We start from the raw sequence: 25,091 nt of genomic DNA, 5'->3' as shown, positions 1-25,091 counted from the left end.
CGATTAATGCAAAACGATACTATTTGTAAATAGATATGCGATTTATTGTACAAATATGGTTCTATTATACCATAATTCTACGGATTAATGATCAAAACTAGCAATACATTACTATATCTATTACAGGTATACTAATAAGCAAACCGAGACAAACTACGCGCTGGAAATAAAAATTACATAAAATTTGGAGGCTTCAGCAGCATGTCATCTCATGAAACGGATAATCAGACACTCACGGACCGGCAAGGACATCCCATCTCGGACAATCAGAACATCCGGACAATCGGCAACCGCGGACCTTCGACGCTGGAGAATTATCATTTTATCGAGAAAATCTCGCATTTTGACCGTGAACGGGTCCCTGAGCGCGTTGTTCACGGCCGCGGGGCAGGCGCCCACGGCTACTTCGAAGCCTACGGCAAGCTGGGTGATGAGCCGATTGCGAAGTATACCAGAGCCAAGCTCTTTCAGGAGCCCGGTAAACGCACACCCGTATTCGTTCGCTTCTCCAGCGTTATCCACGGCGGCCATTCTCCAGAGACGCTGCGCGATCCGCGCGGCTTTGCCACTAAATTTTACACCGAGGACGGCAATTGGGATTTGGTAGGCAATAATTTAAAAATCTTTTTCATCCGCGATGCGATGAAATTCCCTGATATGGTGCATGCGTTCAAGCCAGATCCGGTTACGAATGTACAGAGCATGGAGCGCTTCTTTGATTTTGTTTCCCAATCGCCGGAGGCTACCCATATGATTACGTTCCTGTTCTCGCCCTGGGGAATTCCCGCAAATTACAGGCAGATGCAAGGCTCCGGCGTCAATACCTATAAATGGGTCAATTCCGAAGGCAAAGGAATACTCGTCAAATACCATTGGGAGCCTCTGCAGGGCATAAAAAACCTGAAGCAGCAAGAAGCGGAGCAGATCCAAGGAAAAAACTTCAACCATGCCACGCAGGATTTGTACGAGGCAATCGAACGCGGAGATTATCCGGCTTGGGAGCTTCAGGTGCAGTGGATGAGCGATGATCGGCATGACGAACTCGATTTCGACCCGCTGGATGATACCAAGCTGTGGGACCCGGAGCTGTTCCCTATGCTGCCTGTGGGCAAAATGATTTTGAATAAAAACCCGGAAAACTACTTCGCCGAGGTGGAGCAAGCCGCGTTCGGCACCGGGGTATTAGTCGATGGGCTTGATTTCTCCGACGATAAGATGCTGCAAGGCCGCACCTTCTCGTACTCCGATACGCAGCGTCACCGCGTGGGTACGAATTATCTTCAATTGCCGATCAATGCGCCAAAAAAGAGAGTTGCCACCAATCAGCGCGACGGCCAAATGGCTTTCTATATCGATATTGCACCCGGACAAAATCCGCATATCAATTACGAACCTTCCACAATAGGCGGATTAAAGGAAGCCGCGCGTTCGGGCGAACCGCATGAGCCGTCCTATAATGCCAAGCTGGTTAAGGAACCGATTGACCGTAAAAATGACTTTAAACAAGCCGGCGAAACCTACCGGAAATTCGAGCAATGGGAGCGCGACGAGCTCATCGAAAATTTAGTCGGGGCGCTTAGTACCTGCAGCACCATCATTCGCGAGCAAATGATGCGGCATTTTACGGAAGCAGACAGCGATTACGGTAAAAGGGTAGCGGATGGCTTGGCCCAAGCCGATCAACGAATGAAGGATCCGGACCACGTAGGTACGAATCCGGCCAATGAAGGCATGGAGATTTCCAGCGAGCTAGGCCATTCAACCGACGGATATTAAAATTCGTTGTGTGTAATTTTTCAAGCGAATATCCTCTTGACGAAAGCGCTTTAAATTTATATGATGTTAATATTCATTCGGGTGATTTAATAAATCATTTAAATGATGCCAACGATCAATCATATACTATTGGCGTGTTACTCATTTTTTTGAGGCATGAGCCAAGAAAAGATTACCTTCTAATTTACATTAGAACGGCAGTCTCTTCTTGGCTCTTTTTTTGCCAAATGGGCATCTTAATGTCAAAGGAGGGATTTCAAGCATGGCTCGCGCATTTCGGGTAGAACGCGCCATCGGCAACAATGTTTTATTGACGGTTGAGCCGCAAACCGGGAGAGAATACGTCATTTTGGGCAAAGGACTAGGGTTCGCGCTTAAGGCTGGCCAAACGATTGAAAGCACGGACACCCGTATCGAAAAACGTTTTCGGTTAGACGATACCGGGCAGATGAAGCAATACCATTCGTATTTGGAAGAGATCGATCCTGCCATCATTGAAATGACGGAACGGATTGCCGATTACATTAAGCAAACAACGGGCGCCGAAGTCACTCCGAAATTTTATTTTGCTTTGCCGAGCCACATCCAATTTGCTGTTTACCGGCTCCGTAATGGCATGGATATTGTAAATCCCTTTCTCGCAGAGACGAAAAAAAACTTTCCATTGGAGTATGGCATTGCCGCTCAATTGGCTGAAAGGCTCAAGGCCCATTTCCAAGTGGAGATCCCGGAGGATGAAATCGGATTTCTTGCATTCCATGTCTACTCCGGCATTCACAATGTACCCGTGGGGCAGTTAATTAAACAATCAGACCAACAATAGGAGGACATCATGATGCTATCCAAACTTTTCGGAAAATCAAAACAAAAAACGATCGATATTACCGCTCCGCTATCAGGAAACGTTGTTCCTTTAAGCGCTGTGCCGGACGAGGCTTTTGCCGGCAAGCATATGGGCGACGGGCTCGCAATCGAACCGACAGAAGGCAAAGTAGCTGCTCCCTTTGACGGAACCGTTTCCCATCTCATTCATACCAACCACGCCATTATCGTAGAGCATGCATCGGGGTTGCAGCTGCTTATTCACATCGGCATTAACACGGTAGCGTTAAGCGGTGACGGCTTCATTCCCCATGTCAGCTCTGGCGACAGCTTTAAAGCAGGCGATACGCTTATTACGTTCGACAGCGCCAAAATCATTGCCGCCGGCTATCCGACGATCACGCCTATTGTTGTAGCAAACGAGGATGATGTGAAGCTGCTTGAGCATATCGTTGCCGGCGGAGAGGTAACAGCCGGAAATGAAATCATACTTAAAGCGGAGATGAACGGCTAAACCCATTTTGATAAGAAAAGAGGACGATTAATTATGCTGGCCTTCCTGCAAAAAATAGGTAAAGCATTAATGCTTCCGGTTGCCGCTCTTCCCGCGGCTTCCATCCTGCTTCGTTTTGGCAATATCGATTATGTGAAGGATTTCCATATGGGCGGCGCAGGCGAATTCATTAACCAATACATCGCGCCGTTTCTTGCCGCCGGGGGCTCCGCAATCTTCGATCATTTACCGCTCATCTTTGCGGTCGGCGTAGCCATCGGCCTTGCAGGAGATGCGGTCGCCGCGCTTGCTGCGGTTATCGCATACCAAGTGCTTATTACCGTTCAGCTTAAAGTTCCCTTGGTCTTTACCGGCATTGTCGGCAAGGATGTCGTTCTTAACATGGGTGTGCTCGGCGGTATTATCGCGGGACTTATTTCCGCTTACTTATATAAACGATTCCATAACATTAAACTGCCGGATTGGCTGGGCTTCTTCAGCGGCAAACGCTTCGTGCCGATTATCACCTCGCTGATTATGGTCATTGTCGCGCTCCTGCTTGGCCTAGTGTGGGGACCTGTCCAGGCTGCTTTGGATACATTCGGGCGCTGGGTCGTCGGCTTTGGCGGCATCGGCTCCTTCGTTTTCCTTACAGCGAACCGACTGCTCATCCCTACCGGCCTGCATCATGTGATCAATTCCATCGCATGGTTCCAGATCGGCGATTACACAGATGCAGCGGGCAAGGTCGTCCATGGCGATTTGACTCGTTTCTTCGCCGGCGACAAAACAGCTGGCATGTTCATGACCGGATTTTTCCCGATTATGATGTTTGCGCTGCCAGCCGGGGCGCTCGCGATTATCCGAACGGCCCGCAAGGAAAAACGAAAGATGGTTGCCTCCATATTTATCGGAACCGCTTTCGCTTCCTTCCTAACCGGTATCACCGAGCCGCTTGAATTTGCTTTTATGTTCGCTGCTCCGTTTTTGTTTGTCATTCACGCATTGTTAACCGGCTTATCCGGCTTGATCCTTTACCAGCTGGACGTTAAGCACGGCTTCGGATTCTCGGCAGGCTTTATTGATTACGCGGTCAACTATCAGCTCGCTACGAATCCGCTGCTTATCCTGCCTGTCGGGCTTGCGTTTGCTGTCGTGTACTATTTCCTGTTCCGCTTTATGATCTTGAAATTCAACATCAAGACGCCTGGACGCGAGGACGATCTTGCGGAGGACGAAAGCAAAGACACGGTTAAATCGGATGCGAAAGCCGGCAACAAAGCAGAAAACGTCCTGCAGGCACTCGGCGGTTCATCGAATATCGTAGGCTTGGACGCATGTATCACACGGCTTCGTTTAGTCGTCAAGGATGAAACCATCGTCAATGACACAAAACTCAAGGGTTTGGGTGCTGCAGGCATTATCCGTCTGGGCAAAGGCGCCGTACAGGTCATATTCGGAACGCAATCCGAGCAGCTAAAAGACGAAATCAAAAAAATACTGTAAACATACAGAAAATAGGAGTGGAAATCCGATGCAAAACAGCTTTGTCATACAAAATCCATTCGGCATACACGCAAGACCTGCCCGAAAAATCGTGGAAGCTGCGAAAGCTTTCTCCGGAACCGTTATGCTGGAGAAAGAAGGCAAAAGCTTTAATGCCAAAAGCCTCGTGCATGTTATTTCAGCAGGAGCGAAGCAAGGTGACAGCATTACCGTTAACGCTGAAGGCGAACAAGCCGAAGAAGTGGTTGCAGCTATCGGCGCCATTCTTGTTTCGGTAGAACAGCATGCGGAAAAGGGGCAATAAATGATGCTGCTTCAAGGAATTGCCGCTTCGCCCGGCTATGCGGTCGGCGTGGCAAAAGTATTGGCAGCGAAGACTGCTCAAATTTCGAAGATGCCGCTTGAGAACGATCGGTTGGATACCGAAATCACCCGCTTTGAAGCTGCGGTAGCCGCAACCCGCGCCGAGCTTGAGGCGATTCATGCCCAGCTGCTGGAGCAAAAAAAAGAGCATGAGGCTGAGATTTTTGAAGCGCATCTTATGCTGCTGGAGGATGAGGAGCTCATCGATCGTTCCAAAGAGCTCGTTCGAACGGAGAAAATAAATATCGAGTTCGCATTCCACAGCGTATCCGAGGAAATCGCGGAGATGATCGGCGGACTCGATGATCCTTATCTCAAGGAGCGCGCTGCCGACATCCGCGATGTGAGCCGGCGCGTCCTAAATAAACTGTTGGGCATTACAGACGAGGATTTAAACGATGCTTCAGGCCCAATCATCCTGTTCGCAGAGGACTTGACGCCATCGGACACCGCGCAGCTGGATCCGGCAAAGGTGATTGGCTTTGCGACGCAGGCCGGCGGAAGCACCTCCCATTCCGCCATTATCGCCCGGTCCATAGGCATTCCCGCGATCGTCGGCGTCGGCAGCGCAATGGAAAATACCGTGAAGAACGGTCAATCCGTCATTATCGACGGCACGGATGGGAAAATTTATATCCAGCCGGATGAAGCGACGCTTGCACGGTATTCGCAATTGCAGCAGGACCAGCTCGAAATAAAGAAACGGCATCAAAGCTATTTAAATCAGCCCTCCGCGAGCAGCGACGGCGTTCAAGTCGAGCTGGTTGCAAATATCGGACTCGTAAAGGATGCGGAGCTCGCTGCTTCTGCCGGAGCGGAGGGGATCGGATTATTTCGCACCGAATTTCTTTATATGGATGCGGATCAGCTTCCTTCAGAGGACGTGCAATTCGAGGCTTACTGCAAAGCGGCCGAAGCATTCGGCAGCGATGCCCCCATCGTCATAAGGACGATAGATATTGGCGGGGATAAAGAGATTCCTTATCTTAAACTCCCGAAAGAAGACAATCCCTTCCTCGGCTTCCGTGCGATCCGTATTTGCTTGGACCGGCCGGAAATGTTCAAGACGCAGCTCCGGGCGATCCTGCGGGCCAGCGCCTTCGGCAATTTGAAAATCATGTTCCCAATGATCGCGACGCTCGGCGAGTGGCGGCAAGCTAAGGCATTGCTCGAGGAAACGAAGCAAGAGTTCAGCGCGGCAGGGATAGCTTATAATCCCGGTATTGAAACCGGCATTATGATTGAAATTCCCGCAGCCGCGCTGCTTGCCGATAAATTCGCGCGGGAAGTTGATTTCTTCAGCATCGGAACAAATGATTTAGTGCAGTACACGCTTGCAGCCGACCGCATGAATCCGAAGCTCGGTTACTTGAATGACCCGCTCCACCCTGCTGTCCTGCAGCTTATCGAGCGTGTGATCACAGCTGCCCATGCCAACGGCAAATGGGCAGGCATGTGCGGTGAAATGGCAGGACAAAAGCATGCCCTGCCTATCCTGCTCGGTCTAGGCCTCGATGAATTCAGCATGAGCGCGAGCGCTGTTCTCCCTGCGCGTGCCCTGCTGGCCAAGCTGTCGCAGCAAGACATGAAACAGGTCGCTCAGGCCGTACTCGAGCTAAGCACCGCGGAAGAAGTTCGCGCGTATATTGAAGCGCATGTGCCTGCCATAGGCTAACATGCATAAAGGCCCGGATCCAGATCCGGGCCTTTTTTGTAGGTATGCTGAAGCAGCTTTGCTGTAATATTACGCCGAAATGCGGCCGGCGGCCGGTTTTTATTGCGGATCTGTCTATTGTCCGTCTGCATCTGCTTCCACGGGCAGTTTCAATTTATTTTCCAATACAAAAAAATGATTAAACATACCCAGAACACGTATTTTATTGTTTTGATCGCCATCAATATAGGTTTCCGCCGTCATGTAGATCGGTATATGACGGATATGCTCCGACGAAATCATTTGATCCGACAAGCCATGTTCGTTTCTTAGGTAATCATGATAATCCTTTGTGCTGGGCGTCGAGGACTTCGTGACAATCAGAAACAGCGCGATAACGATAAAAATGTACCTCTTCTTCCGGATAGCAACCGTCTCCTTCCTTAGCGGCATTTCAATCAAGCTAAGACGCAGTCAGATCACAATCTGCATCCGCAGCTTGCCATCCTCGTAAAGGTAATCCATTTTCCCCTTATACTTCTCGACGGTTCTATTCACGATCGAAAGTCCGTTCCCGTGTATCCCTTGACCATCGTCCTTGGTCGTGAAGCCGGATTGAAGGAAGCTGCGAAGCTCGAGTTCAGATAGGACTGCCGGATTTTCAACGACAAAATGGTAGCTGCCTTTCAGCGCTTTACAGCTCACATAAATGTCGCGCGGATGCTCGCCTTCATAGATTTCTGCCGCCTCAATCGCGTTATCGAGCAGATTCGAGAAAAGCTTAACCAAATCCATCGATGCCAAGCGGTCAAACGAATGAAAATCCGTATCGTAGCTGATCCTAATATTTTTGGAATGCGCGAGCTCCCATTTACTCTTGAAAAGCACCAGCAGCATTGGATTTTTTACGCTTAAGGATAAATGCAGCGTTTTGGATTCCTCGGTCAGCTGCTTCAAATACACATGCGCTTGTTCGTACTTTCCAATGTCCATTAATCCATTTAGCACCTGAAAATGGTTCATCAAATCATGCCGGCTTGATTTGATCGTGTCTACCACTTTCCCCAGCTCGGATATATACATCTTCTCCGATTCCTGCAAGTCCCGGTCGAGACGAGCCTTATACCATTTGTTCAAGAAAAAGACGACGGCTACCAAAACGAAAGCAAACAAGATGTCCATTCCAAAAATAAACAAATTGTTCCGGATCACCTGTTTGCTGATGCTCTCCAATTCCTTGGTAGAAATATCTATCCCTAAAACGCCCAGAACCTCACCGTTATCGTCAAAAAACGGAACGCCTATAGATAAATACGACCCTGTCAGCTCATCATGGATGATATCCGTATTGTATGTAGAACCCTGCTTGGCCAGACGTACCTGGGCAGCAGGGACCGTACAAGGAAAACCGATTGGCACATCCTTAAAGTCCGGCGGCAACGCGGAAACCATCACTTTGGACACATCCGTATCATCGAGAAGCAAAATATACACATAGAGGGCATTTATTCGTTTATGATATTCCTCCAAGTAAAGCTTCAGCTTCTTTCGGTGACCATCATCCTCTTTGGTTAGGAGAAACTGCTTATACGTCTCTTTATCCAGCCCTTCAGCGATATCTTCGGCTATTTCCGTATATTGCTTCGCTAACGTAATCTCCGCCGACTTGCTCGTGGAATGGTATGAAAAATACAATTTGATTCCTGTCAGCACGCTTAATACCGCTATGGATATGATGATAAAATAAATCATTCTTTTTTTAGTCGATAAACGTATTTTCATCTTTGAAATAGTCTCTTTTCCTCTTGTCGTTAAAAATTCGTATCGGATGAATTCTTTTAAACATGATATAATAAACAAAAAAATCAGACAGCATAGCGATATGCGGTCTGAATATAATACTACATCAGATTTGTTATTTAACAAGCTTAATAAGCAAACCTTTTTCTATAATTTTTCTGCATGTCTGCTTTTGCTCCGAATTTATAATCGATTGCTTCTTAACTGAAGCAATCGTTTTTTTGCGCTGGCGTATAATGAATTGAAAACGTCTGCGAAAACAAAAATAAGACAGCATATCCCTATGCTGTCCGATCCTAGTGCTATGTTAGATTTGTAATTCACCAAGCTTAATTAGCTCGACAACCGCTTGTGAACGACCTTTGACGTTCAGCTTTTGCATGACATTAGAAATATGGTTGCGGACGGTCTTTTCGCTGATGAATAGTTGTTGTGCAATATCTCTTGTTGTCTTATCCTGTACCAACAGCTCGAATACCTCGCGTTCACGATGCGTCAATAAAAACTTGCTCTTATGGTCGCTACCCTTCAATGTTTGTCACCCCTCCTTGCGCGGGTTTTTATGGTTTAACAAGGTTAAGGGATACAGTCAACTTATACTATGAAAGGGCGATACCATTGGTGCTGTTAAGCGGAGAAAATGGGCTCTATCGCTTACAATTTTGCGTGGATGATTAAACGGTGGGTCGGGTTCACGATCGGGTCGCAGGTGATTAGGGTCAGCAGCTTGTCTTTGTTGTTGTAATTAAGCACGGACACGTCCGTCGGCTTAACGACAGATACTTTATAGACCGTATACGTATAGGATTTTTCCTTTGTATCCACCACGATCTTATCGCCAACCTCCAACTCGCCAAGCCGGTTGAACAGCTTTCCCTTCGACCGCATGCGGTGACCGGCGATTGCCGCGTTACCGACCTGACCGATCGCTGTCGTTTCTTTCAAATGGGCGGCAGCGGATTTCATGTTTTTCTGCGTAGCCCCTTCGAGGACAGGCAGCTTCAGCTTTATCTTGTCAATTTTAATGGTAGCGATCGGTATGATCTTCTGCGACGCAGATGCCGTTGGAGCCGCAGAAGGAGCTGTCGTAGGGGTACTTGTCGGTTCATCGGCTACCGCCGCCGATTCCTCGTTAAACAGCTCCGTCAACTCCTCATACTGCTGCTGTGCCTGCTGCTCAGCGGTTACATCGAAGCTGGCTTCCTCCCAATCCGCCATCAACTTATCCTGCTGGCGGTTGTCATACCATTCATTCGCTTTTGGATAGAGTAAAATTAAAAGACCCACGATTACTAATGTATAAGACAATATTTTTTTCATCTTTCCCGCCTTCCGTTAGCTGCTCTAAGCCCTCGACCCGCTCGCTGCAAATACCCATTTCTTGCTTCCATAAAAATTCAGCGCCACCGTAACCACCGTTACGATAACCTTGGAGATGACCTCGCCCACACCCCACCACTCCGTAAAAGCGGCAAGCAGCAGCAGTGTCAATCCGAGCAAGAGGGCATTCCATACAACGAACCTTACTCCTCTATTCAACTGCCGCGGTTTGGAAACGAGGGTGTCTCCCTTATGAAAAGTATATCGGCTGTTCAGCAAGAAGCTGTTAATCATTCCCGCTCCGTAAGCGATGATCTGCGCGATTAAATAGTAGGTTCCGAACCATAGAAGGAGGGTGTACAGCATGAAATCGATTGCGGTGTTGAGCAGACCAACCAAATTAAAGGTTATGAATTGAACGATAACCTTTTTGGAAACCCATTTAACCATACTCTTTAACCCGGTCAGAGCCGTTTGCTTTCTCCGGTTGATTTGCATCTTTGTCCGAATAGCCCTGGACCTCGCGAATGATATAAAGCGGCCTGTTTTTGGATTCTTCATATATCCGTCCGATATATTCGCCGATAATGCCTAAGAGCATCAATATAATGCCATTAAACAACAGATTAACCGCAACGATGGAAGCCCAGCCCGCAATCGTGCTGCCTGTGAACAGCTTCTGGAAAATAACGACCAGCAGGTACAGGAAACTCGTAAAAGACAAGGCAAAGCCGATATAGCTTGCGATTTTTAGCGGCTTGTAAGAGAAAGAGGTAATCCCGTCGATGGCAAAAGCGATCATTTTTTTTAACGGATACTTGGTTTCCCCCGCAAAACGTTCCTCACGCTCATATTCAACCATCGTCTGCCGGAAGCCGATCCAGCTGACCAAACCCCGCACAAAACGGTTTTTTTCCTTCAAGCCCCGCAGCACGTCGCACACTTTGCGGTCAATTAAGCGAAAATCACCTGTGTCAACCGGGATTTCAACATTGGTCAAGCTGCGCAGGGTGCGATAGAACATTTTTGCGGTCAGCTTCTTGAATACCGTCTCGCCCTTGCGCTTCAGCCGTTTGCCGTATACGACCTCATACCCTTCCTTCCACTTGGCGATCATATCGAGAATGACCTCGGGCGGATCCTGAAGATCCGCGTCAATCACGACGATAGCATCCCCCTGGGCATAGTCCATACCGGCGGATATCGCGATCTGATGGCCAAAATTGCGGGAGAAATTGATTAACCGGACATTAGGGTCGAAATCGCAAATCATGGACACTAATTCAACCGTTCGGTCTTTGCTCCCGTCATTGACGAATATGAGCTCATACGGCTCTTCCGCATGATCCATCACCAGCTTCAGCCGCTCATACGTATGCTCGATAACCTCTTCTTCGTTGAACATTGGAACGATAACGCTATATTTTACAACGGATTGCTTCATCTATATGCTCCTTTCGCAAGCGTAGTCGGCTGTCGCTGCCCTTTCTGGCCAAACCTTATTAAAATAACCAGCTTGGAAACCATCGCAGTATATGCTCCACATACCAGGTTCTCACCGTCATGCCGGAAAGCGCCGGATAGTAGGCAATAAACAGCAGAATGGCTGCAGCCAGAAAAATGCTGCGCGCGAGCTTAAAGCCCGGCCGCTTCTCTTCGATCACTTTAAATAGATAAACCAAGCTCAAGATAATAAACGGCACCATCGCAAAATAATGATAGAGGAATGTGAGCCGGGTAACCAGCATCCACGGTACGTACTGAGCCAAGAAGGCGATCCATATCGTATACATAGCTTTGTCTCTTCGTTTGATACTGATCCAGATCGTCGCGGCCATTGCGAAGATACCCGTCCACCAAATGAGCGGATTGCCCATTGCGACGATCGTAGACTTGAAGCCTTCGGCCATATTATCCCCGGAATAATACCACACCGGTCTTTTCATGAACGGCCACTCCCACCAGGATGAGGAGAACGGATGCGTCGATACGAGCTGGCTGTGATAGCTGAACATATGCTTCTGATAATCGATTAGACTCTTTAAGGTATATCCTTCATCCATGACGGTAAGTACCGGGATATAGGACGCAGCATAGATCGCAAGCGGTATGGCAATATAAAACACAAGACATACGGCAAGCGTGATCAACGTATAGCGCGGAAAAACGTTAACGATATGCAGCAGCTTTTCTATGCTAAAGCTCTCATTAGCTGCCTTCCCGCCGCGCAGAATGCGCTTAGCGGCTGCATACTCCTTATAGCGGTCATATAATAATATCCCGAGCATAATGGCTAAGCCTGCGCCGCCGTAAAGCACGATCCATTTGGACGCCACGCCTATACCGAAAAACAATCCCGCTAGAAACAGCGGCACAAGGGTAGCGCCAAGCTTGACTTTGTAAAAGCTGAGAGAAACATATTTGTGCATGAAATAAAACATCAACATGATAAAAAACACGCCGTAAACGTCGATTGTCGCGATTCTTGTTTGCGTGAAGTGCATGAAATCGGCAGCAAACAGCGCCGTGGCAAGCCCGGCGTACACGCTTGTTTTGAACAGCCTTCTAGCGAAAACATACATCAGAGGCAGCATCGCTATGCCAAAGAGCGTGCCCGCTATGCGCCAGCCAAACGGATTCAGCCCGAACAGCTTGATGCCGATCGCAATAATGATTTTGCCCAGCGGCGGATGCGTATTCTCGTAAGCCACGATATGCTCCAAATGCTCATAGGCCGTACGGGCATGGTAAATTTCATCGAAATAAGAGCCGTTCATAAAGGTAGCGTCATATTCGGCCAGCTGCTGTTCGTCGAAGAGCAACTGCACGCTGCCTCTTTTGGCATCCTTCGCCAGCTCATCGTTTATACCGACGATCTGCAGCGGTAATTTGCTGCCCTGCTCGTAGATCGCAAGCTCATGCATCGAAAAGCCCGTTTGAACGGTCGTGACCTTAACATAACGCGCAGGAAGCGCTGCGGGCTGCGTTGTCCAAGTAAATACAGCAACGTGGTTGCTGTCTATTTCCATTACATTGTCCCAATCGGTACCGTTCTGGCTAAATTCATATTTAAATTTCCCTGTTCCGACACCGCCAAAGCTGTTGATTCGCTCAAGCTGTTTGACTGCGCCCAAATCGACGTAAAAGCTTTGACCGGCTGCGGCAGGCTGCCATGCCGATTGCGGACCTTTCATATCGCCGAGCTGGAACAAGGCAACCATCGCATACACGAGTGTTATTGCCCCCATTATCAGCCAATCCTTGCGGACGAAGCGATTTGAGGTTTGCTTCATTCTCGAAATGGAATCGGGCTTGAAAGCCGACAGCGTCTTGTGATCCGCATCCGTAAGGTCGTTCTCCGCAAGCGGCTCTACCAGCAGCTCCCTGCCGCGTATATATTTATCATATCCGATATAAAGCAGGTAAAGCATCAGCCCAATATTTGCTAACGAGCATAACAAAACGATGCCGTTAAATGGGACGTTCGTCGTTGTTTTGCTGTAATCCAGTACATAGGCAATATTAATGAAGCTGGTAATGCTGAAGCCATAGAATAGGGCCAGCATCCTCCGGTCAAGCGATTGCAGGAACGCGAAGATTCCAAGCAGCAGAACCGGGAACAAGTAGCGCTCATGCATTTTGGTTACGCCCATAAATACGACAACGATAAGCACCATGGCAATAAAATAGACCCGTTTGGAAGAATCGCTGTCCTTCTTGCGCAGAGCGAAAAATGCGGCTAAAGCCACGGCAGCCAAAATGAAGAACGCACCCCAGGCTTGGAACGGGAACAGCAGCCAGGTTTCGGTAATCGGCTTCCAATTATCATTGCTTAGCGCATAAAAGTTAAATGCATTTAAAGTGGCGTAGGGATAGGATGATAAGGTTCCTTTGTACAAATGAAACAATCCCGATAATCCGCCGTTGCCCCAAAAGAAAGGGAGAGCGAGCAAAATAAACGTCGTAAAGCCATACGCGGCACTAACCGCCGCCTTCTTCCAGTCCCTGCGATAAACAAACCAAAGCAGCAGCACCGGCATGAAAATGAAAGCCTGCGGCTTAATGAGCGCCGCAATGGCATACCAGACGGATGCTCGCTCGATCTTATTTTCCGCAAGCCCATGGATGGACAGCACGAGTACCAAAGCAAAAACGGAGTCGACCTGGCCCCATACGGCGGAGTCCACAATAACCGCGGGATTGAATAAATAGAGCAAAGCAAGTCCCAGAGATACGGAAAAGCCTGCTTTTCTTATGCCTGTTCGGAAAATAAAATAAGCGGCTGCAAGATCAGCCAATATCGCTGGCAGCTTGAACAACAGGAGCGCTGCCTTCGATGCTCCGTCTAATGAGAGCATAGCTTTTATTAAGCCTAATATGTACAGAATATAGATATAGCCCGGCGGGTAATCGACAAACATGCCGGTATGGTAAAATCCGGAAAGACCTTCCTTTGCGGCTTGGTCAGCCCAGGCCATAAATAATGCGATATCGTTCGCATAGCCCGTATTCGTAACCGCAAGCCAACACCTCACCGCTAGAGCGCCGATAAAAACCATGGCTATAATTAGCTTATGTATATGCTGTTTCCCGTCCAGCCAGCTTCTCTCCCGCAGCAATTTCTTATAAATAAGGGCAAAGGCCAGACTAAACAATGCCGCAAATATAATTAGAGGAAGCACGGATCCGCCCTCGGCGGCAGCCTCGGAAGATTGCCCGGTTTCCGCCTGGGTCAAGCTGAATACCTCCGCGCCCGCGGGAGCTTTCGAGACCTTCTCTATGCTGACATCGTCGAAATAGGCTTTTCCGGTGTTGATGGCTCCATAGCCGCCGAGACTTGCGCCAAACGTAATACTCTTCTGATCGCTGCCCGTTTTCGCGTAAAAATGCACGTAGGCCCATTTCCCGTCCGTATCCTTCGTTTCGGGATAGGAAACGGCAACGCCGTCTACGAAAAAATGAGCGCCGGTCGCGTCCGGGCCGATTTGTTCCGCTTTTATGTAGCCGGATAATTTATAAATGGATTTCGGTTTTACTGTGATCGTCTGCGTCCAGCGCGAATGGTTGGCTTCCTTATTCTCGAGCACCGCGGAATAAGCGCCCGTATGGGCCTCTGTATCCGAAATCGTGTACGAGGTAATATGCTCTTCTTTCAAATAGGCGTTATGCTGCCATTCAGCCGGGGCGCCCTCCGATACGTTTTCGAAACCGGCATTTGTTAATAGATTGCTTGCAGCAAACAAGGGAACGGCAGGACCTAATAGCGTCAGGAAAAGAATTGCTGCAACGGCACGGAAATACAGTTTGATCATCGTTCTATTATTCACCTCATATCGGCATTGGTAACAGCTTTTACAATAGAATATCAACTAACGCAGTGGCGGCTGCCTGCCTTATGGCAGGAATATAATCGATGCGCCCAAAGAAAATTATACCATAAAACAATAGGGCTAATGACGGTGGATTAAGGCTGATTTAGCCTCTCTTCTATGCCATAGCCCCAAAAAAAAGACGCCTATGCGGCGCTTGTTCAAACTTTTGGAATTGCCTTGTTTACGATGGGGCGGTATCGGCTGGTTCGCGCCACTGTCTTCGCTCTAAGGATCCGGAAAGTTCGGGGCGTAACCTTCCACGTATGCTTCTTTTGGTTCCCTCTCCTGATCGCGGCAAAATTGAAGCGGCTGGTCGAACCGATCTTAAACCCTTTTCTCAAGCAGTCGCTCAGAAACCTCATATCCGAGCCTTTACGCAGGTTGGAAAATACAACAGCAGGATATATCTTTTTCTCGAACATAATGGTCGCACCGGCTACCTGCCTTTTAGAGGGCATGCTGGCATACATAAGCTTGGAGCCTCTGAGGAAGTACATATAAAACTTGTTTTTCCCGATCACGTTTGCGCCGGACCGTTCAAATTCCGCCATGGCTTCCGGCAAATAATGCGGCGAGTAGTAGTCGTCATCATCGAATTTAGCAATAATCTCGTATTTCGCTTTGCTGATGCCGTAGTTTAGGCATTTTCCGAGAGGGAGTCTCTGCGGCACCCGATAGACCGACACTTGATCAAAATACTTCGCATATTTTCTATATCTGCCTATGCTCATGCGGTTATTGTTCAATAGAATAATAAGCTCTTTTGCTTTCCAGCGCTGGCGGCTGTAGTTCCTAAACAATTGCTTCATATATTCCGGTTTATTGGTAGCCGTAATGATGGATACTCCCTTCGGAAGGAGCTTCGCTATCTGTGCCCCTGCTTCTATCGACTGTATCGTATCCATCAACTCCTGAGACTCCGTTTGCTCCGGCGGTACCGGCAAATCCGTTGATTCTATCGTTTCCATTGTCATTGCCTTTTCAAGCATATCCGGCTTCTCAAGCATCGTACAGCACCTCATTATTTGAAATCTACATTTGCATTGTACGTGGCAGCTCTTCATCCAGGAACGGCTTTCGTCACGGTCCGCTTTATGCGAATCGCGGTTAACCTATAAACTTTTTCAAAATCGCGTTAACTTTCGTGCGCTTCGATACGAAGTTCGTCTTTTTCAATAATCTTTGATTCAAGGTATTTCTTTCATGAACAACGACCATATAATTGCGTTTTCCATTCTTAGTCAGGATTTCATGTTTAAGATTAATAACGGAACTATGTCCGCGCGGCGTTTTATACCGTAGTCCTTTGAAATAATCGGCAGTCTTATAGATGAACGTATAGAAAGGCGGGGAAGGCTTCTTGACCGTGGCCACGCGATGGCGCAAGCTGTCGTACACGTATCCCGTTTGGTTGATGAGCGCGCGGGTTTTCCGCTTTGGCTCATGGTTATGCAATTGCTTGATAAAGTTTTTATGGTACGTATCATCGCAATCCAAGCGGACAAGGTACAAATACTTAAATCCGCGTGTCAGCTGTCGTTGAACTTTAAGATATTGCCCGTCTGAAATAAATCGAACGTTACCGGGAAGCGGAGCGTGTTTGTTTAGCGTTTGTAAAATCGTGGACTCCGAAGATTTTGCGTAGCGTACGAGGACCGTAAAGTTCTGGTTGGTTTGATTTTTGAGGCTCTGTAAGGTGTATTTCATAAAAATGGACATTCTGTATTCAATCCATTGTTTCGTCAGGCCGATTTTCCATCGATTATTAGGCTTCGACCGGTTATTGAATTCAATTCCAATAATAATTTTTTTGCTAGACATCTCTAGTGCCTCCTTGCATTCTCGTTAATCGTGTAATAACAGAACGGTCACTGCGATACCATGTCCTGAGTGGTATTGACGGGTTGATGCGGCTCTAAACCGATTTCGGCCGCCGTCTCTTTGCAGAAGTTTTTAAGAATTAGATCCAGCTTGATCCGATTCGAGTGGAATACGGCCTTGCGCAGCAAATTTTGATTCAACGTGTTGCGCTTATGAACAACGATCATATAGTTCCGGTTCCCTTTTTTCGTCAAGATTTCATGCTTTAGCTTAATGACGTACCGATGTCCGCCAGGAATCGCATGCCTCTTTCCTTTCAAGTACTCCTCCGATTTGTAAATTAACGTATAAAATGGCGGAGATTGATGGCGAGTTGCCGTAAACCGCTGCCGGACAGCATCATAGATATACCCTTTTTGATTAATTAATGCTTGCGTGCTTGATTTAGGACGGAAATCTCTTAACTGCTGCACGATAGATTTATGGTACATATCGTCACAGTCCAAACGAACCAGATATAAACGGTCGAATCCGGTGATCAGCTGCGCAATATTTTCCTGGTATTTGCTGGCCGGAACAAACTGAATGTTTTCCGGAAGCGGTTCATACTTGCCAAGCTCCTGCTTAATCAAGAATTCCGTGCAATCCGCATATTGAATAAGGGCTACAAAATCTTGATTGGTCTGCTTCTTTAAGCTCTTCATCGTATATTTCATAAAGACGGACATTCTATAATGGATCCAGCCTGCCGTTAGTCCGATTTTCCAAGCAGGTCTCGTCGATCTCGAGTTGAATTCGATCCCGAAGACGATCCTTTTCGTTAACAACTCCCATCCCTCCCATAAACGCCGATACGCTCAAAATTAATTTCCCGGTCCGTTCGCTTCGCTTTTGAAATCCTTCAGCATCACATTAGCTTCGTGGAGCGATTCAAAGGTTCCGGCATCAATCCACCAGCCGTTCATGATGCTGAAAGTAAGCGTTCCTTCCGAGGCGTACACGTTGTTCACATCCGTAATTTCCAGCTCTCCCCGGGCAGAAGGCTTGATGCGCTTGATGACCTCAAACACGCTGCCATGATACATATAAATACCGGTAACCGAGAAGGAGGATTTGGGATCAGCCGGTTTTTCTTCGATTTGTATGATTTTGTTCTCATCAATGATCGGCACTCCGTACCTGCGCGGATCGGCAACCTGCTTGAGGAATACTTTAGCGCCCTTCTCTTGCTTGCCAAAATCGTTTACCAGCTTCACAAGCGATTCATCGAACAAATTATCTCCCAGCAGCACGATAAACTTTTCCTGCGGCTGAACGAAATCCTCCGCGGTCATGAGCGCTTGCGCGATTCCGCCGGCTTCCTCCTGAATCTTATAGGTGATCTTTACTCCCCAATCTTTGCCGCTTCCTAATAAATCGGTAAAAAGCCCAGCTGATTGTTTGCCCGTTACGATGAGTATGTCTTTGATTCCAGCGCTTCGCATTTTGTCTACTGCGTAATAGATCATTGGATATTTCCCGACAGGTATCAAATGCTTGTTTAAAATTTTGGTTAACGGCCAGAGGCGCGTTCCCGTACCTCCAGCAAGTATCACACCCTTCAAAAAAAAACCTCCTAACAGAACCTAGTATCCAGTCGAATCTATCAAGACCAACCCATTTCACATAAACAGTATATGGCTATCATTTCGATTCGGTATGGACGATATACTCTTGACGTCAAAATAGTCTTTATCTTTCTCTCCGTTAAGTCGGAGTCTTCGGTTTGTTGAAAACAACCTTAGGCCCCTTCCCGAAATCAATCGCCACTTTTCCCGTTAACCGTGCCACTTCGGGCGCCATAACGACAGCATTAACCCCGCAGGATATGAGAGCGATATCGAACTGGTCTTTCATTCCTTCCGCTTTCTTCAACGTTCTGCTTATTTGCTTATAGTGCCTAAATATGATCGTGCCTGCGATCGCCATATTGTAAGGTTCGCTTTGAAGCACTTCTTTTAATTTTTTGGCGTGTTCGGTAATGATGAGAATTCTTTTGCCTCTCAGCACATCCCAAAATTCCGGTTTGCTTGCAAACTCGCGGTTAATAAACGCATCGCAAGTAAAACGCGGCTTGAGCTTGTAATAGCGGAATATTTTATTCGTTAAAGGACGCCTGACTCTTTTCGGGGCTTTGATCTTATCCTTAATGGGCAATATCCCGACAATATCGGCTTTCCTAATGGAACGGACCATTTGGTTTCTTAGCTTCAAATTGGGAAGCGTGACTCCTTTTTCTTTATGCCCAAGGCGCGCGCTGCGTGTTCTGACCGGATGGTTTGCCCGTCTCGCCCACGGTGTATTTAATACTGCCCTCAGGCTCCACACCGATTTTTGCGCCATGATCACGTTTTCCCCGTCACCGATTCGGATGAGCGAGAAAGGCCGCACATGATCCAAAGCTTCTTTAATTCTTGCAAGCACCTGCTCGCCATTCAGATTAGCCATGCCCTTCATTCTCCTCTCCTTACCTGGTTTTACGCTTTTTTAATTTCTTTACAATGAGATAACCGCTGCTTGTATGGCCAAAAACGGGCTGATGTTTGTTCCCCCATTTTTTCAAATACGTGAGCACGAGCCTTTTTCGGAGTACGTTGCGTTTCTTGATGTTTGCCGCGTTTGTAAGCTGGCGTCCGTGCTTTAATGCGTTATAAAGATTCTGGTTTACCCAGCGATGCGGATAACGGTCAATCAGCTTCATGCACATGCGCCGATCTTCCATGACCCGGCCGTCGTAAGGATCATTTACGTCCCAGCCTCCCGCTGCTCTAAGGGCTGAGGTTTTATAGCATCTCGGCGTTAACATAAAATCGAACGTGATGAGGAATTTCATTTTGCTGTATTGTCTATGTTTTATTTTTTTCTTCAGCCGCAATTTCCCTTTGCTTTCGAGCCACAGCTTGGAGTTCCCGTAGATTAACGCGGCTTCCGGATACTTCCCGCAGGTTTTTGCCAAAATTTCAAGCGCACGGGGTTCAAGCCAGTCATCCGAATCCAATTGGACCATATAAGGTGTCGTTACATGGTTTAAAGCAACGTTCAATACTTTTGAAATGCCTACATTGGCATTTAAATTAATGAGGCTAATAGCTTCGTCTGAAGTAAAAGCCGATGCAATGGATGCGGATCTATCTGTAGAAGCGTCATTGATAATCAGTATTTTCCAACCTTTATACGTTTGACGAATGACGCTTTTAATCGCTTTGGCGATATAGGCTTGCCGATTATATAAAGGAATGACAACCGTAAATAGAGGTTTTGGCTCTGCGCTCAAAAACAACCGCTCCTTTGTTTGAAGATGGTTTGGAGTAAAGAATCATTTTAGCCGAGAAGCAGATCTTGTTGTTCTTCGTCAAGGCTGCCCATTTGGAGAGCTAAATCATGATGAAACATGATGCAAAGATCACGCAAGTCATCCATTCGATGCCCCTGCCGATTATAAATTTCAGATAAATACGCAGAAAAGCCGTTCATCTCCTGCATGGTTTCATACGGTATGATTTCTACCTTCTGCGTACCGTCCGCTAAATTCCTCCGGACACCCACGATTCCGATAGTCGGGTCTGCCTGCAGCCTACAAAGCATGCCTTGCAGCCAGTTTTTCGTGACTTCCGTATTCTCATTAAGGAGGACGACAAATTCACCGCTTGCTGCAATTACGCCTTGATTCAACGCTTCGCAGCGTTCTTTCGCTGCCTTATTCCTAATGAGCGTAGACCCTGAAATCGTTTGGATATAATCCGCGGTTCCATCCGTTGAACCGTTATCAACGAGAACGAGCTGAGTATTGACCGGTGAGTGCTGTTTGATGCTTTCGATGCATGCTTTCGTGGATTTCAAGCTGTTGTGATTTAAGACGACGACAGAGACCCTCCCCGGAATATACTGCGAGGTGAGCATCTTCAGGTCATTCTCTGCCGCGTCGGTTCCATGTTTGTTTTCGAATTTAGCGTTGCTTTTTGTCATCTTTTTTCTAAAAACGACATGATGGCCTTTCCCGAAATCCATCGCCACTTTACCGGTTAAACGGGCAATTTCGGGCGCCAGCACGACCGTATTGACCCCACAGGAGATTAAGGCAATATCAAACTTGTCTCTCATCTCATATGCTTTTTTTAACGCGCTGCCCATTTGCTTATTATTCGAAAAAGCGATCGTCCCGGCAATTTCCATTCGATACGGATCTCTTTGAAGGCTCCTCTTGAGTCTCTCGGCTTGCCGCGTAATAATAAGAATCCTTCGGCCTCTGAGCACATCCCAAAATTCCTTCCGCCCTGCCAGAAAACGGTTCACGACGGCATCGCAGGTGTAGCGGGGCTTTAGCTTATAATGCCGGAATATTTTATTTGTAAGCGGACGCTTCAACCTTCCCGGAGCATACGTTCTTCGATCTCCCGGCGGAAGAATCCCTACGATGTCAGCCATTTTTATCGATCGGATCATTTGGTTCCGCAGCGTAAGATTCGGAAGCCTGACGCCTTTTTCTCCGCGGTTGGCCCTGATCGCCCAAGGCTCCTTGAGTACGGTTCTCATTCTCCAAACGGATCTCTGCGCCATGACAATATTCTCTCCGTCTCCAATTCTCACGATGGAGAACGGCTGGCGGTGATCTAGCGCATGTTTAATTTTATGCAGCACTTTCTCCCAATTTAAATTCATTGCACCATTTCCCCTCCAGAAAATGTCCTCACTGCGACATTATATGAATGTTCGTGTTGATGCTCTTGTGCAGGTTTACTCTCCGCCCTATGCGATAGCCCTTTTTGAAGCACATTTTGTTTCAGGCATATCATATAAACGAAAATGGACGTTCTCTGAGATAAAGAAAGGGGAGTGGCACAAGAACTACTGCGGCATCATTCATATAGTGAAGTAGTGAAAAAACAATAAGGAGAGGGAATGATTGTGGCGAATTTGAAATGGAAGCAGGTATTGAGAAGCATAAAGCATGCTTTGGATAATCATCAGCCTTTCTCCATGGTGAGAATCGGTGACGGTGAAAATATTGTGATGGCGCAAAAGTCGGTGTGGAGTATCCGGAAAGTACTCAAGGAACTTTGGGCAAAGAAAGCCAATAGAGGAAAAAAGGGCGTCAGGCTGCCTAATTTAAAGCTGAGAAATGAAATGGTCCGTTCAATTAAGAAAGCAAATATTGTCGGGGTACTTGTTCCCGGGGATACGAGGACGGTTGCTCATCCAAGAGTGAAGCGGCCGCTCACGAATAAAATATTCCGATATTATAAGCTGAAGCCCCGCAAAACCTGCGATGCCGTCGTGAACCGATTTTTGGCGGGGCGGAAGGAGTTTTGGGATGTGCTGAGAGGCCGAAGAGTCCTGATCATCACACGGGAAGCCGGGAAATTGAAAAAAATTCTCCAAAAGGACCCCTATCGAATGGACATTGCCGGCACGATCGTATTTTCCGATTACAAGCAAATGGGCAAAGCGTTAAAGCAGACAGAGGAAATGAAAAATCAATTTGATATTGCTTTAATTTCCTGCGGCGTGAATTCCGTAGTACTCGCACCCGAAATAGCCCGTTTAACCGGCAAAGTAGCAATTGATTTCGGAAAAGGACATCTTGTAGTTTTCAAGAAAAAGAGATGGAAATGGAAACGCAGAAGAAAATCATGAATTAACTCGAACGAATGAGAAAAATATAAAGCATAGTCAAGAAAATATAAAACAGCGAGATCGACTATTCATCACTAGTCAATCTCGCTGTTTTTTTCTTGGAAAATCTGAATGATAACTTTACTATTTCAATCATGCGCATTAGGTTATAGAACCTTTTTAACTTCTGCTATAAATTGCTGTGCTCGAATTTGATTCGTATGGTATTTGTGAATAAAATCGTAACCTTTTTGCGTGATTCGTTCTCTTTCACGTTTATTTTTTTGATAATACAATGCTTTTTTATAAAAATTCTTCCTATCGCATGCTACATAATTCACTTTATCCTTAAATCCCAAGTCTTTGAGATCACGATTCGGCTCCGCCAACATCAAAGTTTTGCATCCCGGAAGCTCGAAAAATTTAGCTACAGGAATCTTTAAGTCACTCCCACAAGTAAATGACATGAGGGATCGGTTAATGACTTTGGCATAATTATTTTTTATGAGAAGACCTCTTCTAGCCCGAACACGGTGACCTGGGTGCTTAAAGTTTATAAATCCTTTTACTTTCCGCATTCTTTTCAGAACAGCAGTTCTGAATTTATAGCGCGGTTTAATCAAGCCCAAAAGGGAGAACTTAATATTTTTCTTTAGCTTATAGTCTTTGATCACTTTGGGATTGATCGCAAACGGCGACCATCTAAATCTGGGTAAACATTCGGGAAAAAATTTAAGAAATGGATATTTGCTTGCTGAGAAGATTAAATCAGGTTTCGCTGTGTGACTAAAATATTCTCTTCTGGCCTCCTTACGCCAGTGAACATCCATTACATAACACCCAACTGGTATTTTCACCTTATCAAGGTTCGTAATTTGAGGAGCAAACGCAAAGTTCCAAGCAATATCATAATGGAATATAAAATCTGGTTTCATATTCATTTTTTTTAAAATTTCTAAAATATTTCCATTACTATGCCAATATCGAACATCCGCAACCTTTTCAATTGCCTGGATAAAATCATATTTATGCTGATGTTTGGGCATCGTTTGGTTGAATGGTTTTACAAGGATCAGTACTTTTAATTTCTTTTCCTGTGGTACATCAGCGTTCTTTGTTGTATTTTCAATAAACAATTTTATATATTCAATGATTTGTTGCGCTCTCACTTGGGGTTCATTACTAGCAGCGGACAGTAGTCTCGCTCTTCCTTCATACTCAGGGCGTCTCATCGCGAAGGAACTATGATTTTCAGTGAAAATAAGATCGATCTTCCCATTTTGGATGTAAGCTATTTGGTCTATTTCACTTATATGCTCATTAGCCAAATAATACCCTGATGGAATTCCGCCTTCCTCCCCTATCTTAACAACATACATAAAACTACTTTCATTTGTTAAATTATAATGTAGAATAAAGTCCGGTTTCATATTGATCTGTTTCAATATTTCCAGCAAACTTCCACCGTTAGACCAATAACAAATGTCCGCATATAGTTCCATCGTACGGATGGTTTGAAAATTATGATCCGATCTCATGTTTTCCAAAGGCTGTGTCAGTACTAGTATTTTCAATTTGTTCTCGTTCGTTATACTCGCTTCTTTTAACAATGGTTTTTTCTTTAATACTTCATATCTACGTAACGTTTTTTTACCGCTTCTTTTTGATGTTTTTACTAATTTAACTCGTTTTTTTTTCGCACTTTTTGATATTCGAGCCTTCTGTGCCCCTTTGCGCTTTCCTCTCAAAATTTCACCTGCTTCTCCAAAGAAATGTACATCTTATCTTCATTTTTCTATTGGTTTTCCAGCCATTGCTCAGGTGGGACATCCCTAATTTTGCGGGCTGGTGAACCCGCTACAAGTTCTTTGGATTTGACGTTTTTCGTGACGATGCTTCCGGCAGCGACAACGCCTTCTTCCTCAATAATTTTGCCTGGCAGAATTGTTGCATTCGCGCCTATTCTCCCTCCTTTTTTGATCGTCACTCCTTTAAACTTGCCAAAGCGTTCCTTCGTACGGCCCAAATAATTATCATTCGTTGTAACAACACACGGAGCGACAAAGACATCATCTTCCAATGTTGAGAAAGCGCAAATATAACAGTTAGTTTCAAGCTTACAGTTTGACCCGATCGTACAATCGTTCTCTACCGCCACCCCGCGACCTATGATCGTTTTCTCTCCGATAACGACCCGCTCCCGAATGGTTGCCAAATCGGCAACGAAAACATCATTCTCCATGAAGGCATTCGCATAAATGACAGAGGAGCTCCCGATGATGCAGCGGTCAGCGATAATTGCCGGAAGCAGATAGACATGATTGGTCGTTGTCGCGGAATTATGTGCTTTCATCGGTTTTTTGCCGATTATGGCGTGATCGTGAATAACGACTTGGTTTCCAATGATCGTACCGTCATAGATGACAACGTGATGGCCGATCACCACATCCTCGCCAATCGTTACGTTTTCTCCAATCACTGCGTATTGTCCAATTCTTACATTTTGATTCAT

22 protein-coding genes and 1 pseudogene are annotated in these 25,091 nt (G+C 46.5%); 7 read left to right on the top strand and 16 right to left on the bottom strand.

Going from position 1 to position 25,091, the window contains the following annotated elements:
* Nucleotides 1-228: 228 nt before the first annotated feature.
* The 6 genes and pseudogenes from MRBLPE1_RS29470 to ptsP form a co-directional block, all read left to right on the top strand.
* Nucleotides 229-1,776: pseudogene (locus tag MRBLPE1_RS29470) on the top strand (catalase); the annotation flags it as partial.
* Between the two features lie 262 nt (nucleotides 1,777-2,038).
* Entirely contained in the window at nucleotides 2,039-2,599 is a 561-nt protein-coding gene (locus MRBLPE1_RS29465; RefSeq protein WP_364152981.1) for a CAT RNA binding domain-containing protein, read from the top strand.
* A 12-nt stretch (nucleotides 2,600-2,611) separates the two neighbouring features.
* A complete protein-coding gene (locus tag MRBLPE1_RS29460) occupies nucleotides 2,612-3,112 on the top strand; it encodes a PTS sugar transporter subunit IIA (protein WP_364153618.1) in 501 nt (166 codons plus the stop codon).
* A gap of 33 nt (nucleotides 3,113-3,145) precedes the next feature.
* A complete protein-coding gene (gene nagE / locus MRBLPE1_RS29455) occupies nucleotides 3,146-4,597 on the top strand; it encodes an N-acetylglucosamine-specific PTS transporter subunit IIBC (protein WP_364152978.1) in 1,452 nt (483 codons plus the stop codon).
* Between the two features lie 28 nt (nucleotides 4,598-4,625).
* Entirely contained in the window at nucleotides 4,626-4,901 is a 276-nt protein-coding gene (locus tag MRBLPE1_RS29450) for an HPr family phosphocarrier protein (protein ID WP_364152976.1), read from the top strand.
* Nucleotides 4,902-4,904: 3 nt separating this feature from the next.
* Nucleotides 4,905-6,635, top strand: a complete 1,731-nt coding sequence (gene ptsP / locus MRBLPE1_RS29445; protein WP_364152973.1) for a phosphoenolpyruvate--protein phosphotransferase — start codon at nucleotides 4,905-4,907, stop codon at nucleotides 6,633-6,635.
* 114 nt (nucleotides 6,636-6,749) lie between these two features.
* Here the strand turns inward: ptsP and MRBLPE1_RS29440 are convergent, their stop codons facing one another.
* The 14 genes from MRBLPE1_RS29440 to MRBLPE1_RS29375 form a co-directional block, all read right to left on the bottom strand.
* Nucleotides 6,750-7,067, bottom strand: a complete 318-nt coding sequence (locus MRBLPE1_RS29440; RefSeq protein ID WP_364152971.1) for a hypothetical protein — start codon at nucleotides 7,065-7,067, stop codon at nucleotides 6,750-6,752.
* Nucleotides 7,068-7,088: 21 nt separating this feature from the next.
* Complete coding sequence (locus MRBLPE1_RS29435) at nucleotides 7,089-8,396, bottom strand: GHKL domain-containing protein (RefSeq protein ID WP_364152968.1); 1,308 nt, start codon at nucleotides 8,394-8,396, stop codon at nucleotides 7,089-7,091.
* Between the two features lie 325 nt (nucleotides 8,397-8,721).
* Nucleotides 8,722-8,946 carry a helix-turn-helix domain-containing protein gene (locus tag MRBLPE1_RS29430; RefSeq protein ID WP_006040330.1) on the bottom strand — a complete coding sequence of 75 codons (225 nt, stop codon included), beginning with the start codon at nucleotides 8,944-8,946 and terminating at the stop codon, nucleotides 8,722-8,724.
* 122 nt (nucleotides 8,947-9,068) lie between these two features.
* Nucleotides 9,069-9,734: a class D sortase gene (locus MRBLPE1_RS29425; protein ID WP_364152963.1), complete on the bottom strand. Its 666-nt coding sequence runs from the start codon at nucleotides 9,732-9,734 to the stop codon at nucleotides 9,069-9,071.
* Nucleotides 9,735-9,758: 24 nt separating this feature from the next.
* Nucleotides 9,759-10,184: a GtrA family protein gene (locus MRBLPE1_RS29420; RefSeq protein ID WP_364152960.1), complete on the bottom strand. Its 426-nt coding sequence runs from the start codon at nucleotides 10,182-10,184 to the stop codon at nucleotides 9,759-9,761.
* Nucleotides 10,177-11,178: a glycosyltransferase family 2 protein gene (locus tag MRBLPE1_RS29415; RefSeq protein ID WP_364152958.1), complete on the bottom strand. Its 1,002-nt coding sequence runs from the start codon at nucleotides 11,176-11,178 to the stop codon at nucleotides 10,177-10,179. Before MRBLPE1_RS29415 ends, MRBLPE1_RS29420 begins: the two co-directional genes overlap by 8 nt.
* A 58-nt stretch (nucleotides 11,179-11,236) precedes the next feature.
* Entirely contained in the window at nucleotides 11,237-15,046 is a 3,810-nt protein-coding gene (locus tag MRBLPE1_RS29410) for a phospholipid carrier-dependent glycosyltransferase (RefSeq protein WP_364152955.1), read from the bottom strand.
* Between the two features lie 218 nt (nucleotides 15,047-15,264).
* Nucleotides 15,265-16,113: a glycosyltransferase gene (locus MRBLPE1_RS29405; protein ID WP_364152953.1), complete on the bottom strand. Its 849-nt coding sequence runs from the start codon at nucleotides 16,111-16,113 to the stop codon at nucleotides 15,265-15,267.
* Between the two features lie 100 nt (nucleotides 16,114-16,213).
* Entirely contained in the window at nucleotides 16,214-16,927 is a 714-nt protein-coding gene (locus tag MRBLPE1_RS29400; protein ID WP_364152950.1) for a glycosyltransferase family A protein, read from the bottom strand.
* A 47-nt stretch (nucleotides 16,928-16,974) separates the two neighbouring features.
* Nucleotides 16,975-17,754 carry a glycosyltransferase gene (locus MRBLPE1_RS29395; RefSeq protein WP_364152948.1) on the bottom strand — a complete coding sequence of 260 codons (780 nt, stop codon included), beginning with the start codon at nucleotides 17,752-17,754 and terminating at the stop codon, nucleotides 16,975-16,977.
* A 36-nt stretch (nucleotides 17,755-17,790) separates the two neighbouring features.
* A complete protein-coding gene (locus MRBLPE1_RS29390) occupies nucleotides 17,791-18,531 on the bottom strand; it encodes a sugar phosphate nucleotidyltransferase (RefSeq protein ID WP_364152945.1) in 741 nt (246 codons plus the stop codon).
* Nucleotides 18,532-18,673: 142 nt separating this feature from the next.
* Entirely contained in the window at nucleotides 18,674-19,414 is a 741-nt protein-coding gene (locus MRBLPE1_RS29385) for a GT-D fold domain-containing glycosyltransferase (protein WP_364152942.1), read from the bottom strand.
* Nucleotides 19,415-19,433: 19 nt separating this feature from the next.
* Nucleotides 19,434-20,240, bottom strand: a complete 807-nt coding sequence (locus tag MRBLPE1_RS29380) for a glycosyltransferase family 2 protein (protein WP_364152939.1) — start codon at nucleotides 20,238-20,240, stop codon at nucleotides 19,434-19,436.
* A gap of 47 nt (nucleotides 20,241-20,287) precedes the next feature.
* Entirely contained in the window at nucleotides 20,288-21,625 is a 1,338-nt protein-coding gene (locus tag MRBLPE1_RS29375) for a GT-D fold domain-containing glycosyltransferase (RefSeq protein WP_364152936.1), read from the bottom strand.
* A 240-nt stretch (nucleotides 21,626-21,865) separates the two neighbouring features.
* Here MRBLPE1_RS29375 and MRBLPE1_RS29370 point away from each other — a divergent pair, with 240 nt between their 5' ends.
* Nucleotides 21,866-22,600 (top strand): GT-D fold domain-containing glycosyltransferase, encoded by a 735-nt coding sequence (locus MRBLPE1_RS29370; protein WP_414698937.1) that lies wholly within the window; start codon nucleotides 21,866-21,868, stop codon nucleotides 22,598-22,600.
* 146 nt (nucleotides 22,601-22,746) lie between these two features.
* Here MRBLPE1_RS29370 and MRBLPE1_RS29365 read toward each other — a convergent pair whose 3' ends face one another.
* Both MRBLPE1_RS29365 and MRBLPE1_RS29360 read right to left on the bottom strand, forming a co-directional pair.
* Nucleotides 22,747-24,327 carry a glycosyltransferase family protein gene (locus MRBLPE1_RS29365; RefSeq protein ID WP_364152930.1) on the bottom strand — a complete coding sequence of 527 codons (1,581 nt, stop codon included), beginning with the start codon at nucleotides 24,325-24,327 and terminating at the stop codon, nucleotides 22,747-22,749.
* A gap of 47 nt (nucleotides 24,328-24,374) precedes the next feature.
* Entirely contained in the window at nucleotides 24,375-25,091 is a 717-nt protein-coding gene (locus tag MRBLPE1_RS29360) for an N-acetyltransferase (RefSeq protein ID WP_364153615.1), read from the bottom strand.

It is taken from the genome of Paenibacillus sp. LPE1-1-1.1 (assembly GCF_040676435.1).
Lineage (GTDB): Bacteria > Bacillota > Bacilli > Paenibacillales > Paenibacillaceae > Pristimantibacillus.
The sequence above is the reverse complement of the archived record's forward strand: the minus strand, read 5'-3'. Positions and strand labels throughout refer to the sequence as shown.

Excerpts from the sequence above, each read along its gene's own strand:
- MRBLPE1_RS29405 (WP_364152953.1), bottom strand. The coding sequence starts at position 16,113 with ATGCTTGAGAAGCCGGATATGCTTGAAAAGGCAATGACAATGGAAACG.
- MRBLPE1_RS29360 (WP_364153615.1), bottom strand. The coding sequence starts at position 25,091 with ATGAATCAAAATGTAAGAATTGGACAATACGCAGTGATTGGAGAAAAC.
- MRBLPE1_RS29435 (WP_364152968.1), bottom strand. The coding sequence starts at position 8,396 with ATGAAAATACGTTTATCGACTAAAAAAAGAATGATTTATTTTATCATC.
- MRBLPE1_RS29375 (WP_364152936.1), bottom strand. The coding sequence starts at position 21,625 with ATGAATTTAAATTGGGAGAAAGTGCTGCATAAAATTAAACATGCGCTA.
- nagE (WP_364152978.1), top strand. The coding sequence starts at position 3,146 with ATGCTGGCCTTCCTGCAAAAAATAGGTAAAGCATTAATGCTTCCGGTT.
- MRBLPE1_RS29410 (WP_364152955.1), bottom strand. The coding sequence starts at position 15,046 with ATGATCAAACTGTATTTCCGTGCCGTTGCAGCAATTCTTTTCCTGACG.
- MRBLPE1_RS29465 (WP_364152981.1), top strand. The coding sequence starts at position 2,039 with ATGGCTCGCGCATTTCGGGTAGAACGCGCCATCGGCAACAATGTTTTA.
- MRBLPE1_RS29385 (WP_364152942.1), bottom strand. The coding sequence starts at position 19,414 with ATGGCTAATCTGAATGGCGAGCAGGTGCTTGCAAGAATTAAAGAAGCT.
- MRBLPE1_RS29415 (WP_364152958.1), bottom strand. The coding sequence starts at position 11,178 with ATGAAGCAATCCGTTGTAAAATATAGCGTTATCGTTCCAATGTTCAAC.
- MRBLPE1_RS29400 (WP_364152950.1), bottom strand. The coding sequence starts at position 16,927 with ATGTCTAGCAAAAAAATTATTATTGGAATTGAATTCAATAACCGGTCG.
- MRBLPE1_RS29425 (WP_364152963.1), bottom strand. The coding sequence starts at position 9,734 with ATGAAAAAAATATTGTCTTATACATTAGTAATCGTGGGTCTTTTAATT.
- MRBLPE1_RS29420 (WP_364152960.1), bottom strand. The coding sequence starts at position 10,184 with ATGGTTAAATGGGTTTCCAAAAAGGTTATCGTTCAATTCATAACCTTT.
- MRBLPE1_RS29440 (WP_364152971.1), bottom strand. The coding sequence starts at position 7,067 with ATGCCGCTAAGGAAGGAGACGGTTGCTATCCGGAAGAAGAGGTACATT.
- MRBLPE1_RS29370 (WP_414698937.1), top strand. The coding sequence starts at position 21,866 with ATGATTGTGGCGAATTTGAAATGGAAGCAGGTATTGAGAAGCATAAAG.
- MRBLPE1_RS29450 (WP_364152976.1), top strand. The coding sequence starts at position 4,626 with ATGCAAAACAGCTTTGTCATACAAAATCCATTCGGCATACACGCAAGA.
- ptsP (WP_364152973.1), top strand. The coding sequence starts at position 4,905 with ATGCTGCTTCAAGGAATTGCCGCTTCGCCCGGCTATGCGGTCGGCGTG.
- MRBLPE1_RS29460 (WP_364153618.1), top strand. The coding sequence starts at position 2,612 with ATGCTATCCAAACTTTTCGGAAAATCAAAACAAAAAACGATCGATATT.